Annotated in this window: 11 protein-coding genes and 1 pseudogene; 6 read left to right on the forward strand and 6 right to left on the reverse strand. The window is 72.7% G+C overall.

What is annotated here, in order from left to right:
• Positions 1-108: 108 nt before the first annotated feature.
• Complete coding sequence (locus tag OG386_RS04450) at positions 109-2,313, forward strand: MMPL family transporter (protein ID WP_328786840.1); 2,205 nt, start codon at positions 109-111, stop codon at positions 2,311-2,313.
• A gap of 122 nt (positions 2,314-2,435) precedes the next feature.
• Here OG386_RS04450 and OG386_RS04455 read toward each other — a convergent pair whose 3' ends face one another.
• The 3 genes from OG386_RS04455 to OG386_RS04465 form a co-directional block, all read right to left on the reverse strand.
• Entirely contained in the window at positions 2,436-4,229 is a 1,794-nt protein-coding gene (locus tag OG386_RS04455) for an ABC transporter permease/substrate binding protein (protein WP_328786841.1), read from the reverse strand.
• Complete coding sequence (locus OG386_RS04460; protein WP_327381030.1) at positions 4,229-5,290, reverse strand: quaternary amine ABC transporter ATP-binding protein; 1,062 nt, start codon at positions 5,288-5,290, stop codon at positions 4,229-4,231. Before OG386_RS04460 ends, OG386_RS04455 begins: the two co-directional genes overlap by 1 nt.
• 366 nt (positions 5,291-5,656) lie before the next feature.
• Positions 5,657-6,442, reverse strand: a complete 786-nt coding sequence (locus OG386_RS04465) for a GntR family transcriptional regulator (RefSeq protein ID WP_328786842.1) — start codon at positions 6,440-6,442, stop codon at positions 5,657-5,659.
• 189 nt (positions 6,443-6,631) lie between these two features.
• Here OG386_RS04465 and OG386_RS04470 point away from each other — a divergent pair, with 189 nt between their 5' ends.
• From OG386_RS04470 to OG386_RS04485, 4 genes are all read left to right on the forward strand, one after another.
• Positions 6,632-7,150, forward strand: a complete 519-nt coding sequence (locus OG386_RS04470) for a MarR family winged helix-turn-helix transcriptional regulator (protein ID WP_328786843.1) — start codon at positions 6,632-6,634, stop codon at positions 7,148-7,150.
• Between the two features lie 251 nt (positions 7,151-7,401).
• Positions 7,402-7,797, forward strand: coding sequence for a hypothetical protein (locus tag OG386_RS04475; RefSeq protein WP_328786844.1), 396 nt, complete (start codon positions 7,402-7,404; stop codon positions 7,795-7,797).
• 62 nt (positions 7,798-7,859) lie between these two features.
• On the forward strand, positions 7,860-8,714 hold the full coding sequence (locus OG386_RS04480) for an NmrA family NAD(P)-binding protein (RefSeq protein WP_328786845.1): 855 nt from the start codon (positions 7,860-7,862) through the stop codon (positions 8,712-8,714).
• Between the two features lie 235 nt (positions 8,715-8,949).
• Entirely contained in the window at positions 8,950-9,270 is a 321-nt protein-coding gene (locus OG386_RS04485) for a hypothetical protein (RefSeq protein WP_328793165.1), read from the forward strand.
• Positions 9,271-9,660: 390 nt separating this feature from the next.
• On the opposite strand, the pseudogene OG386_RS04490 reads toward OG386_RS04485, so the two are convergent.
• The 3 genes and pseudogenes from OG386_RS04490 to OG386_RS04500 all read right to left on the reverse strand — a co-directional run.
• Positions 9,661-10,200 (reverse strand): annotated as a pseudogene (locus OG386_RS04490) (sulfatase-like hydrolase/transferase); the annotation flags it as partial.
• Between the two features lie 374 nt (positions 10,201-10,574).
• Complete coding sequence (locus OG386_RS04495; RefSeq protein WP_328786846.1) at positions 10,575-11,147, reverse strand: hypothetical protein; 573 nt, start codon at positions 11,145-11,147, stop codon at positions 10,575-10,577.
• A gap of 388 nt (positions 11,148-11,535) precedes the next feature.
• A complete protein-coding gene (locus tag OG386_RS04500; RefSeq protein ID WP_328786847.1) occupies positions 11,536-13,104 on the reverse strand; it encodes an IucA/IucC family protein in 1,569 nt (522 codons plus the stop codon).
• 108 nt (positions 13,105-13,212) lie between these two features.
• On the opposite strand from OG386_RS04500, the gene OG386_RS04505 reads away from it, so the two are divergent.
• Positions 13,213-14,727 (forward strand): IucA/IucC family siderophore biosynthesis protein, encoded by a 1,515-nt coding sequence (locus OG386_RS04505; RefSeq protein WP_328786848.1) that lies wholly within the window; start codon positions 13,213-13,215, stop codon positions 14,725-14,727.
• Positions 14,728-14,742: the final 15 nt, after the last annotated feature.

A 14,742-nucleotide genomic window follows, 5' to 3' on the forward strand; every position in this document is an offset into this window, starting at 1 on the left:
GTCCCGGGGCGCGGATCCTCCCCCGACCCGACGTTTCGCCCGCTCGCTCCTGATGGTCTGGAGTCAGGCCGGGAACCCCTGGCCAGCACCGCACAGACCGGAGGAAATGTGATCCGCGCCCTGACCGGATTCTCGACGAGAAGTCCGTGGAAGGTGATCGCCCTGTGGGTGGTCCTGGGATTGGCGGCGACCGTCCTGGGCCAGGCGTTCGTCTTCCGCGCCGTCCAGACCGGCAACGGCGGGTTCCTGCCCGCGCAGTACGACTCCGCTGCCGCCCTGAAGATCGCCGAGGAACGGTTCGGGGCGAAGCCGGACGCCAACCTCCTGACCGTGCTGGTGGCCCGGTCGGACGGGGCGCCGCTCTCCGCCGCTGACGAGCAGCGCATCGACGCGCAAGCGGAGCGGTTGGCCAAGAAGCGCGTCGTCATGCCCAGGACCGAGAAGACGATGCCGCTCGCGCAGGACCACTCGCAGGTCCCCCGGGTCAGCCCGGCCATGACGGCGCCCGACCGCTCCTTCCGGCTGCTGTCCATCGAACTGACGGGGAACCCCGCCGATCCCGGGGTGCAGGAAACCTACCGGGCCTTTCGGGACTCGACCCGGGGCGCCCTGGCGGAGGACGGCCTGCGCACCGGTTTCACCGGCGGCATCGCCGACCGGGTGGACTCGGCGGACGCGGAGAAGACCCGCTCGACGGTCGTCGGCATCGCCATGCTCGCGGTCATCGTCCTGCTGCACGTGCTCGTCTTCCGCAGTGCCCTGGCGGCCCTGCTGCCGCTGCTCGCGGTCAGCGTCATCGGGGGCGCCGCGGCGGGCGCGGTGGTCGGCGCCGCGCTGCTGACCGGGATCGGACTGTCCGAATCCACACCGAGTCTGATCAGCGTCGTTCTGATGGGCATTGGAATCGACTATTTCCTGTTCCTCCTCTTCCGCTTCCGGGAGCAACTGCGTGAACACCCCGACCAGTCCGGGCGCGAAGCGGCCGCCCACGTCGCCGGGCGGGTGGGTACGGCCATCACCTCCGCGGCCCTGACCATCGTCGCCGCCTTCGCCACGCTCGGGGTCGCCTCCTTCGGCCAGTTCCGGGTCCTCGGTCCGGCCATCGCACTGTCCGTGCTGGTGATGCTGCTGGGCAGCCTGACCCTGATGCCGGCCCTGCTGGCGGTCACGGGCCGCAAGATGTTCTGGCCTTCCCGGTCCCTGCGGCGCGAGCCCCGCCCCGGGGCCGCCGCACGGATGGGCGACCGGGTGGCGCGCCGCCCGTTCGTCCTGGTCCTCGCCTCGGTGGCGCTGCTCGGCACGCTGGCCGCCGGCGTCGTGGGGATGCGCATGGACTACGGGCAGGGCGGTGGGGGCGGCGAGCGCACCGCCGCCGTGGCCACCGCGGCCGAGGTGGCCCGCGCCCTGCCGGCCGGGGTGTCGGACCCGACCAGCGTCTTCGTCACCGCTTCCGACGGCGCCTCCCTGACCGTCGAACGCCTCGAGGGACTGTCCAAGGCACTCGCCGGGGTCGATGGGGTGGGCCAGGTCGCGGACACCGTGCTCAGCGAGGACCGGCGGGCAGCACGGATCGACCTGTTCCTCACCTCCGATCCGCAACGACAAGAGGCGCGCGACCTGGTGACCGGCCCGGTCAGGGCCACCGCCCTGGCTCGGACGCCCGCGGGTACGGAGGTGCACGTGGGCGGCACCGCGGCGGTCTTCGCCGACATCGCGACGGCGGTGGACAAGGACCTGCGGGTGGTCTTCCCGGTGGCGGCGGCGCTCATCGCACTGATCCTGCTCGCCCTGCTGCGCAGCCTGTTGGCACCGGTGATCCTGCTGGCCTCGGTCGGGCTCGGCTTCGCAGCCACCCTCGGCGCCTCGACCCTGGTGTTCCAGCACGCGCTGGACCGGCCGGGGGTGGACTTCACCCTGCCGCTCGTGCTGTTCCTGTTCGTGGTCGCGCTGGGCACCGACTACAACATCCTGATGAGCGACCGGATCCGGGAGGAGATGGCACGGCCCGGTCCGGCCCGCGCCGCGGTGGGCCGCGCCGTGCGGCACACGGCGCCCGCCATCGCCACGGCGGGCCTGGTGCTGGCGGCCTCCTTCGGGAGCCTGGCCGTCACCCCCGCCCCCTCCACCCAGCAGATCGGCTTCGCGACGGCCCTCGGGATCATCCTCTCCGCCTTCGTCCTGTCGATCGTGCTGGTGCCCGCACTGGCCACCCTCCTGGGGCGGTCCATGTGGTGGCCGGTGCGCCCGCGCCCCCGCACGCAGGACACCGACCCGGAGCCGCGACGGACTCCGGACCGGGTGCTGGTCGGCTGAGCCGCCCCGGACGCGCGAAAGGCGCCGCCGCGCGCAGGACCCGTACCGTCGTACGGTCCTGCGCGCGGCGGCGCCTGCACTGGGGGACGACCGCCAGGCCGACCGGCCGCCCGCCCGCGGTGTTACGCGAGCCGGTCGATCTCGGGGTGGTCCTGCAGCCAGGCGCGGACCGCCTGCTGTTCCTTGCCCTTTCCGGTCTGCTGGATCTTCGCTTCCAGACCGGTCAGCTGCTCCTCGGTGAGCTTGAAGGACTTCAGCCATTCGGCGACCTTCGGCTCGTCCTCACCGAAGCCCTTGCGGGCCAGGGTGTGGATCCCGTCGCCCTTGCCCCAGGCCCCCTTGGGGTCTTCGAGCTTGGTCAGCTCGTAGGAGGAGTACGCCCAGTGCGGGGACCACAGCACGACCGCGACGGGCTCCTTCTTCTCGTAGGCCCGCTTCAGCTCGGCGAGCATGCCGGGCGTGGAGCCGTCGACGACCTGGTACTCGCCGTCGAGGCCGTAGTCCTTCAGGACCTTGTCCTTGAGGATCGACATCTCGCCGGCGCTCGGCTCGATGCCGATGATCCGGCCCTTGAACCGGTCCGCCTTGCCCTTGAGGTCCGCGAGCGAACGCACGTCCTTCATGTAGGAGGGCACGGACAGCTCCAGCGAGGTGGGGCCGTACCAGGAGCCGAGGTCCTCCAGCTTGTTCCCGTACTTCTCCCAGTACTGGGCGTGGGTGACGGGCAGCCAGGCGTCGGTCTGGAAGTCGAGCTGGCCGCCGGCCAGGCCGGTGTAGAGCGCCCCGGCCTCCAGCTGGCGGGCGTCGACCTTGTAGCCGCGGCGCTCCAGGAGCTCCTTCCACAGGAAGGTGGAGGCGATGCCCTCGTCCCACGGGATGTAGCCGACGGAGAGGGTGCGGCCCTTGCCGATGTTCGCGGCCCCGGCCGGGCCCTCCTCGGCTGCGGAGCCGCCGAAGGTGTTCAGGCCGCCCGCGACGAGCGCCAGGACGACGGCGCCGCTGATCGCGTACGCGGGCTGGGGACGGTGGTTCCACACCTTGGCCGCGCCCGTCGCGGCGGCCCGCGCCTTGGCGAGCGCACGGCGGCCGATCGGGGAGACCTGGCGGCCGAGCGCGCCGGTCATCCGGTCCAGGTACATGGCGAGGATGACGATGGAGACGCCCGCCTCGAAACCGAGGCCGATGTCGACGTTGCCGATGGCCTTGTAGACGGCGCCGCCGAGTCCGCCGCCGCCGACCATGCCGGCGATGACGACCATGGACAGGCCCAGCATGATGACCTGGTTGACGCCCGCCATGACGGTGGGCAGGGCCAGCGGGAGCTGGACGCGGACGAGGGTGTCGCGCGGGCTGGTGCCGAAGGCCTCGGCGGCCTCGACCAGTTCCCCGTCGACCTGGCGGATGCCGAGCTCGGTCATCCGCACGCCCGGGGGCAGCGAGAAGATGATGGTCGCGATGATGCCGGGCACCACGCCCACCCCGAAGAAGATGATGCCGGGGATCAGGTAGACCATGGCCGGCATGGTCTGCATGAAGTCCAGGACCGGCCGCAGGAGGGCGCTCACCCGGTCGGATCTGGACGCCCAGATGCCGAGCGGGATCGCGATCGCCAGGGTGACGAGGGTGGCGACCAGGACCAGGGACAGGGTGGACATGGCGTCCTCCCACAGGCCGAGGGAGTCGACCAGCGCGAAGCCCGCGAAGGCGAGCAGGCCCGCCAGCAGACCGCGCAGCCACCAGGCGGCGACGGCCAGGATGCCCGCGAAGAGCAGCGGGGCGGGGGCGGAGAGGACGGCGTCGATGCCGTCGTAGAGGCCGGTGACGAGCACGCTGATGGCATCGAACAACCAGGAGAGGTGGCTCTGGAGGAAGTCGACCCCGTGGTCGACCCAGGCGCCGAGATGGAGGCGGGGCATCAGGCGGCCACCTCCGCGCAGTACATCGGGGGCCGCTGCTCGTCGCCGATGAAGGCGATGAGGCGGTCCTGGGGTACGGAGCCGATGACGGCGCCGTCCGCGCCGGTGACGGCGACCGCGTGCGGGACGCGGGCGCTGACCGCGCACAGGTCGGCGAGCGGGGTCCCGGCGGTGACCGTGGGGCAGTCACAGGCGTCGGCGGCCGGTTCCGGATCGTCCATGACGGCGTCGGCCGTCAGGACCCGGGAGCGGTCCACGTCCTGGATGAAGGAGGCGACGTAGTCGTCCGCGGGACGGGTGAGGATGTCCTCGGCGGTGCCCTGCTGGACGATGCGGCCGTCGCGCATGACGGCGATGCCGTCGCCGAGGCGCATGGCCTCGTTGAGGTCGTGGGTGATGAAGACGATGGTCTTCTTCAGCGTGCGCTGGAGCTCCAGCAGCTGGTCCTGCATGTCGCGGCGGATCAGCGGGTCCAGCGCGCTGAAGGACTCGTCCATCAGCAGGAGCTCGGCGTCGGTGGCCAGGGCCCGGGCGAGGCCGACCCGCTGCTGCATGCCGCCGGAGAGCTCGTCGGGCCAGGACTTCTCCCAGCCTTCCAGGCCGCACAGGGCCAGGGCCTCGGCGGCGCGCCGCTCGCGCTCGGGGCGGGGCACGCCCTGCACCTCGAGGCCGTAGCCGGCGTTCTCCAGCACGTTGCGGTGCGGGAACAACGCGAAGTGCTGGAAGACCATGGAGATCTTCGTGGACCGTACGTGGCGCAGCTCGTTCGCGCTCAGCGCGGTGAGGTCCTGGCCGCCGAAGAGGATGCGTCCCGCGGTGGGCTCCAGCAGGCCGTTCAGCATGCGCAGCAGAGTGGACTTGCCCGATCCGGACAGACCCATGACGACGAAGATCTGGCCGGGCCGGACGTCGAAGGAGGCGTCGATCACGGCAGCGGTGGTTCCGTCGGCGCGCAACTCTTCGCGGCCTGCGCCGCTTTCGAGCGCGCGGACGGCGGCCGCGCTGTCGGCGGGGCGCCTCCCGAACACCTTGTAGACGTGCTCGGCCTGGAGCGTGGACACATACACCTCACGGGTCGTACCAAGGACGGCGCACGCCGGCGGAGCGGCGGGCCGTGGAGCGGGACGGGATCTGCCCGTGTGCGCCGTGTCCTCCGCCGCGATGGGCCGGAGGACATGGTTCCGCTCCAGCAGCGCCGATGCCCTGCATTCACCCGAGCAAACACTGGGGTGATTCTCCTCACTTACGGGGCGCGAGGGCCCCGTTGGCGGATCCGCGCGGCGGGGCGGACGGTCGCGGATGACCGCCGTCGGGTACGCCCTTTCCCGGGAGGGAAGTTGGGGCTGCGGCCCGGCGATCGGTCCGGCCGTCGGGCCCGGTGCGCCGCCGCCCGGGGTGTGGTCGGGGCCACAGCGCGGGTCCGGCCGTTACGTGATGCGGAAACCGGTGGTCGCGTGGTCACGCCGGTCACGGTGGAAGGTCAGGCGGTCCCAGGTGGGGAAGGCCAGGTCGGTGACGGCCAGCAGCCGGCCGGAGCTATCGTGCAGGGTGCGGCGCACGGTCAGCCCGCAGACCGGGGCGGAGGTCGGGGCGGTGGCCTGCGGGTGGGTGACGCGGGTCATGGTGAGGGTCTCGGCGACCCGGCCGACCGTGGTGGCACGGTCGAGCCAGCGGTGCAGGGGGGCCAGGTCCTGCCCGCGTGCGGTCGTCGCTGCCGCGGCCCGGTTCCGGAGGGCGGTCAGCTCAGGACTCCGCGCGACGGCCCCGGGGCTGATGTAGGTGACGGCGTCCCGGAGGGTCTCACCGGCCGGGCCGCGTTCGCGGTGGTGATGGACCACGGTGCGCTCTCCGCCGGTCATGCCGAGGAACGTGCCGAGCGAGGGCGGGACGGTGACGAAGGTGACCCAGCTCCGGATCTGCGCGGGCCCCTCGGAGGGCGCAGCGGCCGGGAGGACGGAAACGGCGGCGAGGGCGGGGACGGCGGGGCGGGTGCCGCGGCGGCCGGTGACGACGAGGCCGTCCTCGCGCAGGTACTGGAGGGCCGCCCTGATGGTCTGCCGGTTGACCTGGTAGCGGGCGGCGAGGCTGCGTTCGGACGGCAGTCTGCCGCCGGGGGTGTGCGCGGCACGGTCGAGATCGCGGCGCAGCGCTGCGGCGATCCGCTGGTACTTGGGCATGGCGGCGTGGCCGCCGCCCCGCGAAGGGGAGGGCATGGCTTCTCCTCTGACGGGTGGTCAAGGACTGCGCGGTCTGCCCGACCAACGTAGCATTGGTCTATACCTTTCGTGAGGGCGGATCGGGGCGCGCGATCGGGATTGGCCGATTCCGCCCCCACGTACGGCCACCCCCGCAAAGATCCCAACGCCTTGACAGGGCAACTGGTTAGCCGCCATATTACTTTCATGACGAGGGACGGCATCGACGGCGAGGCACCCACGCTGGACCAGGCCAGACGGCAGGTCGAGCACTACGGCCTGGAGGTCGATCCACAGGCGGTACTGGTCGCGGTACGGCTGATCTCGGCGGGGGCGCGGGTCGGCCGGGCCGCCGAGGCGCACTTCGCCCGGTTCGGCCTGTCGACGGGGCGCTACCGCCTGCTCGCCGACCTCGAGGACCACGGCGGGGAGAAGTCCCCCTCGCGCCTCGCGGTCGACCTCGACGTTTCCAGGGCCACGGTGACCGGCCTGCTGGACGGCCTGGAACGTGAAGGCCTGGTCGCGCGCCGCCCGTCCGTGGAGGACGGCCGGGGCACGGTGGCCGTCCTGACCGCGCGCGGGGCGCAGCGCCTGCGCGACATGGCGTCCGAACACTTCGGGCGATTGGAGGCGATGGTGGGCGATCTTTCGGTCGAGGAGCGCGCCGCATTCCTGGACCTCCTCGCCCGCGTCGTGCGCGGCAGTGCGGCCCTGACGGCGGACTGACCACACCCCCACCCACGACCGTTTCGGCTCCGTTCCGCAGGACGGAGCCCTTTTTACGCAGCAATAGTTAGCTGCCTAATTAATTTGGTGGAGCAGGTCGGCGACCCACCGTCGCCCCTTCTCGCATCCCTCAGCCGAACGAGAAAGAGGCCAGCATGACCGCGCCGAAGCACAGAACCAGCCCCGACCGAGCAGCGTCCCGGCCACCGCGGCCACCGCTGCCACCCCGACCGTTCACCCTGTGGCGTGAGGTGCTGACCGCTTACGCCGCCCCCGCCCTGACGGCGGGTGCGGCCGGGGTCGTCACCGGGCAGCGGGAGCTGGCCGTGGCCGCCTGCACCTCCATCGCCGGCACCTCCGCCGTGGTGGCGTTCCTGGTCGGCACCTGGCTGCGGCACGGCGGACGGCCCCGACGGTGGACCCTCACCGCGCCGCGCGGCGTCTTGACCGCCGTACTCGTCATCACCGCCGTCGCCGCAGCGGCCCTGCTGGGGTGGTCCACCGCCCGGTGGCTACCCGCCCACACCCCGTTCCCCGCCACCGGGTGGTTGGAGCGCCTGCGCGTGGACCTGCCCGTCTCCGCAGCCCTCGCCACCACCATCGTCACCCTGCGCTGGCGCAGCACCACCACAGCACCACCGGCATGACCCGCCCGGCGATACCCGTCGCAGGAACACCACCAAGGAATGAGCACACGATGATCGTTGTCATGGGAGCGACCGGAGCCACCGGGAACGCCCTGGTCCACAGCCTCCTCGCCCTCGGCACACCCGTCCGCGCGCTGACCCGCACCCCTCACACGCCGATCCCCGGCACGACCGGAGCGCACCAGCCGCCCGTCGAGGTCCGGTACGCCGACGCCACCGACCCCGACTCCCTGCGCACCGCCTTCGAGGGCGCCGGCCAACTCTTCCTCGCCATGGCCAACGGCCCCGCACAGGTCGAACTCGAAACCCGCGTCATCGACATCGCCGCCCACGCCGGCATCGGACACATCGTCAAGATCTCCGCACCCGCCGCCGAACCCGACTCCCCGGTCGCCGTCTCCCGCGGACACCACGCCGTCGAGGAACACCTGCGCGCCCGTGGGCTCACCCACACCATCCTGCGCCCGTACGCGTTCACGCAGAACCTCCTGCGCCTGGCTCCCGCAGTCGCGCAGGGCGTCATCCTCGGCACCATGGGCGACGCGCCCTGCAACTACGTCGACTGCCGCGACATCGGCGACGTCGCCGCCGCCGCCCTCACCCGGCCGGACATCGCCGGCGGCACCTACGCCCTGACCGGACCCGAAGCCGTCTCCCACCCCGAACTCGCCTCGCGGCTCACCACCCTGACCGGCCGCCGGATCCGCTACGTCGACCTCACCCCGGACGAACTGCGCGACCACCTCGTCCGCCACGCCCACATGCCCGGCTGGCTCGCCGACCACGTGACGGAGATCCAGCAACTCGCCGTCACCCGGCCCGAAGCCCCCACCACCACCGTCAGCGACGTCTTGGGGCGCCCGCCCCGCACCCTCGACGCCTTCCTCCACGAGCACCGCGCCCGCTTCCGTCCATAGGACGCCGCGTCCCCCTGCCGCCCCGCCGACTCGACGACTCGACGACCATCCGGCCCGAACCAGGACAGGATCGACTCGGCAGACCTCGCCCACCTGGCCCGGATCACTCCATGGTGAAGACCAACGGCCCGTACGGGTCGTCGCCCTGGCCGGCCGAACGTCGAGCCTTCGCAACCCACTTCGGTGCCCCTGCGTCCCCCTACACGACGGACGGACGCGATCACCTGGAGAACACGTGGCGAAGAAGGACCGGACGACGGACGCGGCGAGGGAGAAGGACCGCGAAAAGTGGATGGCACGTTTCCAGGTCCGGCTGGCCGTGCAGCCCGGCGTGGACCGGGCCGTCGTGCTCCAGGCGGTCAAGGAGGTCACCGCCCACTACGCGGAGACGGGAGAGCACCCGCAGACTGCCTTCGGCGATCCGGACGCCTACGCCGTGCAAGCCGCCGAGCGGCTGGTCCCGGCGGACCGGGCGGCGCGCACGAGGCGGCACGACGCCGTGGTGAACGCGGTCGACTCCGTGCTCAAGAGGGCCGGGGACGTCGCCGGTCTGTGACCGGTCGGAACGACTGCCGTCATGGTGGACGGACGCCGAGCGTGGCAGCCGGCCGGCCCTTGTCCCCCCGAGCACGCCGCCCGGTTGCGCGCGACGGGCCTTCGGCTCAGCGTCGGGCCGGGCGGCTGCTGCCGGCGGCTGGTCGGTGTCGCCGTGCCAGGTGGGCCAGCCCAAGAGGCCGAAGACGGTGTCGAGCATCCGTGCGTACTGGGCCACTGCCGGTGCCGCGCCGGACAGGTCGTCGTGGAGGCTGGCGGGCAGGTCGAGGTCCCAGCGGCGCTGGTAGATCGGGATGTTGGCGGCCGCCTTGGCCACGACCGCGTGCGCGAGGCCGAACGGAAGGCGCACCTGGGACGAGCCGCCGTAGTCGAAGCTCATGATGTCGTGCGGGTTGACGAAGTTGACCGCCATGAACCAGGGCTGATCGGCTTCCACGAGCGGGGCCCGGTTGCGCAGCCAGCGCACGGCCTGGCCGGCGATGACCGGATCGAGCGTGAGCCCGGCCCAGGCACCGCCGTCGATGTCGCCCCAGTCGTTGAACTCGCTGAACCCGTAGGGTTCCAGCGCGTTCGTGGTGGGGCCGGGGTTCTGTGGGGTGACGTAGGCGTTGGAGAGGTGCCACTTGCCCTGGTAGGTGCAGTAGTAGCCGGCCTCGCGGAGCATCGTGCCGAGGGTGCCCAGTCGGGGGTCGAGCGGGCGGACGTACGGCATGTTGTCGTTGTCGTAGATCTCGGTGAGCGGCAGGTGCTGCCCGGTGTAGACGACGGATCGGGCGGAGCTGCACATGGCCGAGGCCGTGTAGTACCGGTCGAAGGTGGCGCCCCGCTCCGCCATCCGCTCCCGGGCGGGGAGCGAGAAGCCCTGCGGACGCGGAATCACCGCGCGTTCCTCATCGGTGACGATCATCAGGATGTTCGGACGTCGTGTCATGGCCCTCAATCCCTCACGGTGATCCAGGTTCCGGCCCGAGTGTCACGGCAGCGGGCACGGGCGCGGTGGTGCGTCCCGGGCCGAATCTAGATCTGCGGCCGGGTGTGGCGGGCGAGGACACGGCCCGCCGGGGCCGTCCGGGTGAGCCCGGCCCGATGTCCAGGAGCCGGTCCCGCTCCGGCTCGTCCACCGCCGGACCCCATCAGGGCTTCGTCGCGGACCACGAGGACGGCGAGGACGCCGGCCGATGACGCGGGAGGGGTGCCAGCTCCTCTTCGGCCGCGTCGGCGGAACGCCGGAGGACGCTGGGCCGCCGGGGCCGTCAGGGCCGCATGCGCTGCGGAGGTTGGCAGTCGGTCATGGCCCGACAGGCTCTAGCTCCCCGTGAGGGCAGCAGCGTGCGTGCGGCAACGCTCCAGCCCCGCCCTCACTTCTGCCTGGTCCGGGCCGTCCTCGCTCGCCAGTAGTTCGCCAGCCGCGATCAAGGCGGCCCAGAAATCGGGCGCCGAGCCCCGCCTGGCCCGGAACCGGGGCAGCGCGAAGTACAGGAAGATCTTCGTCAGCTCCCCCGTGCGAAACCACGCGAACAGGCCGCCGGGATAGCCTCCGCTGGCGCCCGCGGCGGCTCCCAGCAGGTTGCGGATGTGCTCCTCGTGCTCGTCAAGTACCCGGTCCACGATGAACACGTGGCCGAAGACGAGAAGGGTGGCGACGAGATCCTCCTCGCCCGCCTCGTATTCCGCGAAGAGCGGCTCGACCTCGCGCAGTCGGGCCTCGGCGTCCGTCCGGGGCACGCCCAGGGCCGAGCACACGGCCAGCACACAGGCACCCCACTCACCCGTCCTTGCGGCCAGTTCGGCGAAGACGTCCTCGGCGTCCTGCCCTGCGGCCAGCATCTCCTGCGCATCCAGAATCAGCGCGTCCCCGCCCCCACCCCCGTGATGCATGGGGAGAGGCTACCGCGAGGAGCGACGGCCGAGGTCGGCCGCGAACGGCTCGGTCACCGAGGGCTGATCGGCGGACTGCCATCTTGCTCGGATGGCCCATGACATGGTGTTCTTCCTCGCCCCCGACGACGAGGCCGCCCGTGCCACGCTGCCTGCGGGGACCTGGTGCGGCCATTGAGCCCGTAACCTGCCGTTTCATCGAGCCGGACCGTGCCATCGCCGAGCGGGGCACGTTCTTCGAAGGGCCCTCGGCCGAGGCCCCTCCGCTTGAGCAGCTCCTTGGGTGGGCGCGGCCGGAGTGGGTCCGCTTCGACCGCCGTCGTCGCGAAGTGCAACGTGGAGGGCCACGACCGGCCCACTTCGTCGATGGCGCCCGTGCGCAAACCCTTCAGCCGCGCAGCGGGTTCGGCAGGGGCAGGTAGCGGGCGTCCGCGCCGTCCGCCCGGGTCCAGCGCAGCAGCAGGTTGGTCTTGCCCGGCAGGGTCGCGGCGGCGAGCAGTTCCGCGATCTCGGGGAGCCCGCGGGTGGCGTCGTAGCGCAAGAACTCCTCCCGTGCGGCCGGCCACAGCAGCGGCGAGGCGTCCGGATACCGTCCGGAGAGCGCGCCCGCGATCTCCGTCAGGTTGTTGACGACCAGGCAGTAGACCAGGCGCTGCCATGCATCCGCCCGCGGCAGGTCCGCCGGCAGCTTGACCCCCTCCGCGTCCCGGAAGAGGGCCTGCACCGGCAGGCCGTCCGCGTCGACGGCGACCAGGGTGTTCTGGAGGTGGGCCTCCAGCACGATGCCGTGCCGGGCGAACAGTTCCAGCACCGGCGGCACGACCTGGCGCAGGTACGCCCGCCACCAGCGGACCGGGTCGGTGGCCGCGGCCGGGGGGCTCCCGGGGTACCCCTCGGCGAGCGCGGCGGCCAGCAGCGGTGTGGCCCCGGGCACGGTGTGCGCGTGCAAGCCGTCGCGGACCAGGACGGCGAGCTCCTCGAAGGCGAAGGCGGCGGTGCGGTAGCCGCGGTCCGGGAGCCAGGCCGCGGCCGATCCGGTCGGGCGCAGGGCGGCGAAACCGGCCTCGACGGCCGCATCGGTGCGGCGCAGCTTCAGCAGGTCGTGGCGCCACAGCCGGCGCACGTCGTTGGTGATCCGGACGTCGAGGCTGAACTTCACGAAGAGGTCGGCCGCCGCGTCGGGTACGTACAGGGTCCGGATCGAGGCGGTGGGCCAGGCCGGTCGGCGGGTCGCGCCGAGCCGCAGCAGCCGCCCGTCGGCGAAGGCCTCGCGCACCGCGGGCCTCTCGCCGACCAGGTCGAGCTGCCAGGGGTGGGCGGGCAGCAGCCGGTATCCGGCGGGCGGGCGCGGCCCGTCGAGGGCGTCGGCCAGTGCGTCGATGGCGGCGGAGGCGGCCGGGCCGCCCTCCTCGGCGGTCTGGTCCTCGCGCAGCCCGAGGAAGACCAGCGGGAACCGGGCGTGGGCCTCGGGCGCGTACGGAAGCCAGCTCCCGGCCGGCGCCCCGCCGCGGGCCTTGGGGGCGGGGTGGTGGGGGTGGCCCATGACCAGGGACTGCTCGGAGAGCAGGTACGGGTCCGCCGGGGGTTCGGCGGTGGCCCGGGCGGCGAGCAGCGCGGCGATCGCGTCGCGGCTGTCGGTGATCTCGACGGGGAGCTCGTCGTTGGGGACACCGGTGAACCGGCCCAGTTCGTCGGAGACGAGTTTGGCCAGTTCGGCGTGGCTGAGCGGGTGCCAGCCGTCCGCCGTGCGCAGTTCGGGGCGTTCGGGCCGGCGCCCCCCGCGTACCCGGAGCAGCCGCGCGCTGCCGCGCAGCCGGTGGACGCGCACATCCGTTCCCGCGCCCGCGTCGGACGCCTCGACGGGTTCGGCCGCTTCTCTGAGCAGGCAGTTCAGGAGCGGGGCGGCGGCGTACGCGTCGGCGGCGGTGTTGAGGTCCACTGGTTCCATTCGGTCCATCCGGTGCGCCGGAGGTTCGCAGGGCGTAACCACCAGTCGTGATCTTCGGTATCCGCAATCATTACTTGATCATCCCGTAAAGCGATATTCCGATGCCGGAGCCCCAGCATGCATCTTTCCCCCTCCCCGGCCGAAGAGGCCGTCGCCGCCGAACTGGCCGACGTACGCCCGTTGCTCGGACCCTCGTACGCCACCGCGCTCGGTGGTGCCCGGGCGGCCGTGCTGACCCGGCTGTGGCGGGCCCTGGCCTTCGAGCCCCTGCCCTGGGTCGTCGGCCGCGAGCACGCACCCGACGGCCTGGCGCTGCTGCTGGCCGGGGGCGCCCGGCTGGAGGGCCCGCTGCCGGACCCCTACGCGACCGGGTCCTACGTGAGCGAGCTGCTGCTCGACGGCAGGCCCCACCGGCAGGCCGCGCGGCTGGTGACGGCCCTCGGGGTGCCGCACGCGGAGCAGTTCGCCGCCGAGCTGGACGGTTGTACGGCCTCCCTCGCGCTCTCCCGGGCGGGTCAGCCGCCCACCGGGGAGGACCCCGCCCCGCGGACGACGTGGGAATGCGAGCAGCGGGTGGTCGACGGGCATCCCTACCACCCGAACTGTCGTTCCCGTCCCGGATTCTCGGTGGCCGAGCAGCTGGCGTACGCGCCCGAGCACCGGCCGGTGGTGGACGTCGGGCTGGTCGCCGTACGGGCCGAGGAGTGCCTGGTCACCGGCGACTGGCCGGAGGAGCTGCGGGACGCCGGGCGGGTCCTGGTGCCGGTGCACCCCTGGCAGGCGGCACACGTCCTGAAGCACGAGCGGGTGCGGTCCGGTTTCGCGGCGCATCCACTGATGGCCCTGCGCACCCTGGCCCCCGCCGACGGCGGGGCGCACGTGAAGACCGCGCTGAGCGCCCGGCTCACCTCGTCCGTGCGGGACATCTCCGTCTACTCCATCGAAACGGCGGCGGCCGTCTCCGCCTTCGCCCAGGGCCTGTCCGAGCGGCTCGACGGCCGGCTGCACATCACCCGCACGCTGGGCGCCACGACCGCGCACAGTCCGGACCTGGCGGCCGTGCTGCGCGAGCCGCCGGAGGTGTACGCGGACGCCGCCGCCGGTGAGCGGGTGCTGCCGGTGGCGGCCCTGGCCTCCTTCGGGCCGGCGCGCTCGGCGGCCTGGCGGGCCGAGTTCGCCCGGCTCGCGCTCTCGGTGTGCCTGCGGGTGCTGGAGCTCGGGGTGGCCCTGGAGGCGCACGGCCAGAACCTCCTCGTCGTCCTCTCCCCCACCGGCGCCCCGCTGCGGCTGGTCTACCGCGACCTCGCCGACATCCGGATCAGCCCGGCCCGACTGGCCCGGCACGGCCTACCGGTGCCGCCCCTGTCCGGCAGGCTGGTCACCGACGACGTGACCGTGCTGCGGCGCAAGCTGTTCGGGTCCTTGCTGACGGGGGCGCTCGGGGCGACGGCGGGCTCGGCCGGCGCCTTCGCCGAGGCCCTCGCAGAAGTGGCCGCCCTGCCGGCCACCGCGGACACCGAAGCGCTACTGACCGGGCCGCTGCCCACCAAGGCGCTCACCCTGATGCGGCTGAGTCCCGGGGTTCCGGGCGATCAGTGGGCGGAACTGCCCAATCCGCTGCTGGGAGGGTGAGCGGGAGCACTCGAT

The organism is Streptomyces sp. NBC_00273, assembly GCF_036178145.1.
Taxonomy (GTDB): Bacteria; Actinomycetota; Actinomycetes; order Streptomycetales; family Streptomycetaceae; genus Streptomyces.

Excerpts from the sequence above, each read along its gene's own strand:
- OG386_RS04455 (WP_328786841.1), bottom strand. The coding sequence starts at position 4,229 with ATGCCCCGCCTCCATCTCGGCGCCTGGGTCGACCACGGGGTCGACTTC.
- OG386_RS04465 (WP_328786842.1), bottom strand. The coding sequence starts at position 6,442 with ATGCCCTCCCCTTCGCGGGGCGGCGGCCACGCCGCCATGCCCAAGTAC.
- OG386_RS04470 (WP_328786843.1), top strand. The coding sequence starts at position 6,632 with ATGACGAGGGACGGCATCGACGGCGAGGCACCCACGCTGGACCAGGCC.
- OG386_RS04480 (WP_328786845.1), top strand. The coding sequence starts at position 7,860 with ATGGGAGCGACCGGAGCCACCGGGAACGCCCTGGTCCACAGCCTCCTC.
- OG386_RS04495 (WP_328786846.1), bottom strand. The coding sequence starts at position 11,147 with ATGCATCACGGGGGTGGGGGCGGGGACGCGCTGATTCTGGATGCGCAG.
- OG386_RS04500 (WP_328786847.1), bottom strand. The coding sequence starts at position 13,104 with ATGGACCGAATGGAACCAGTGGACCTCAACACCGCCGCCGACGCGTAC.
- OG386_RS04505 (WP_328786848.1), top strand. The coding sequence starts at position 13,213 with ATGCATCTTTCCCCCTCCCCGGCCGAAGAGGCCGTCGCCGCCGAACTG.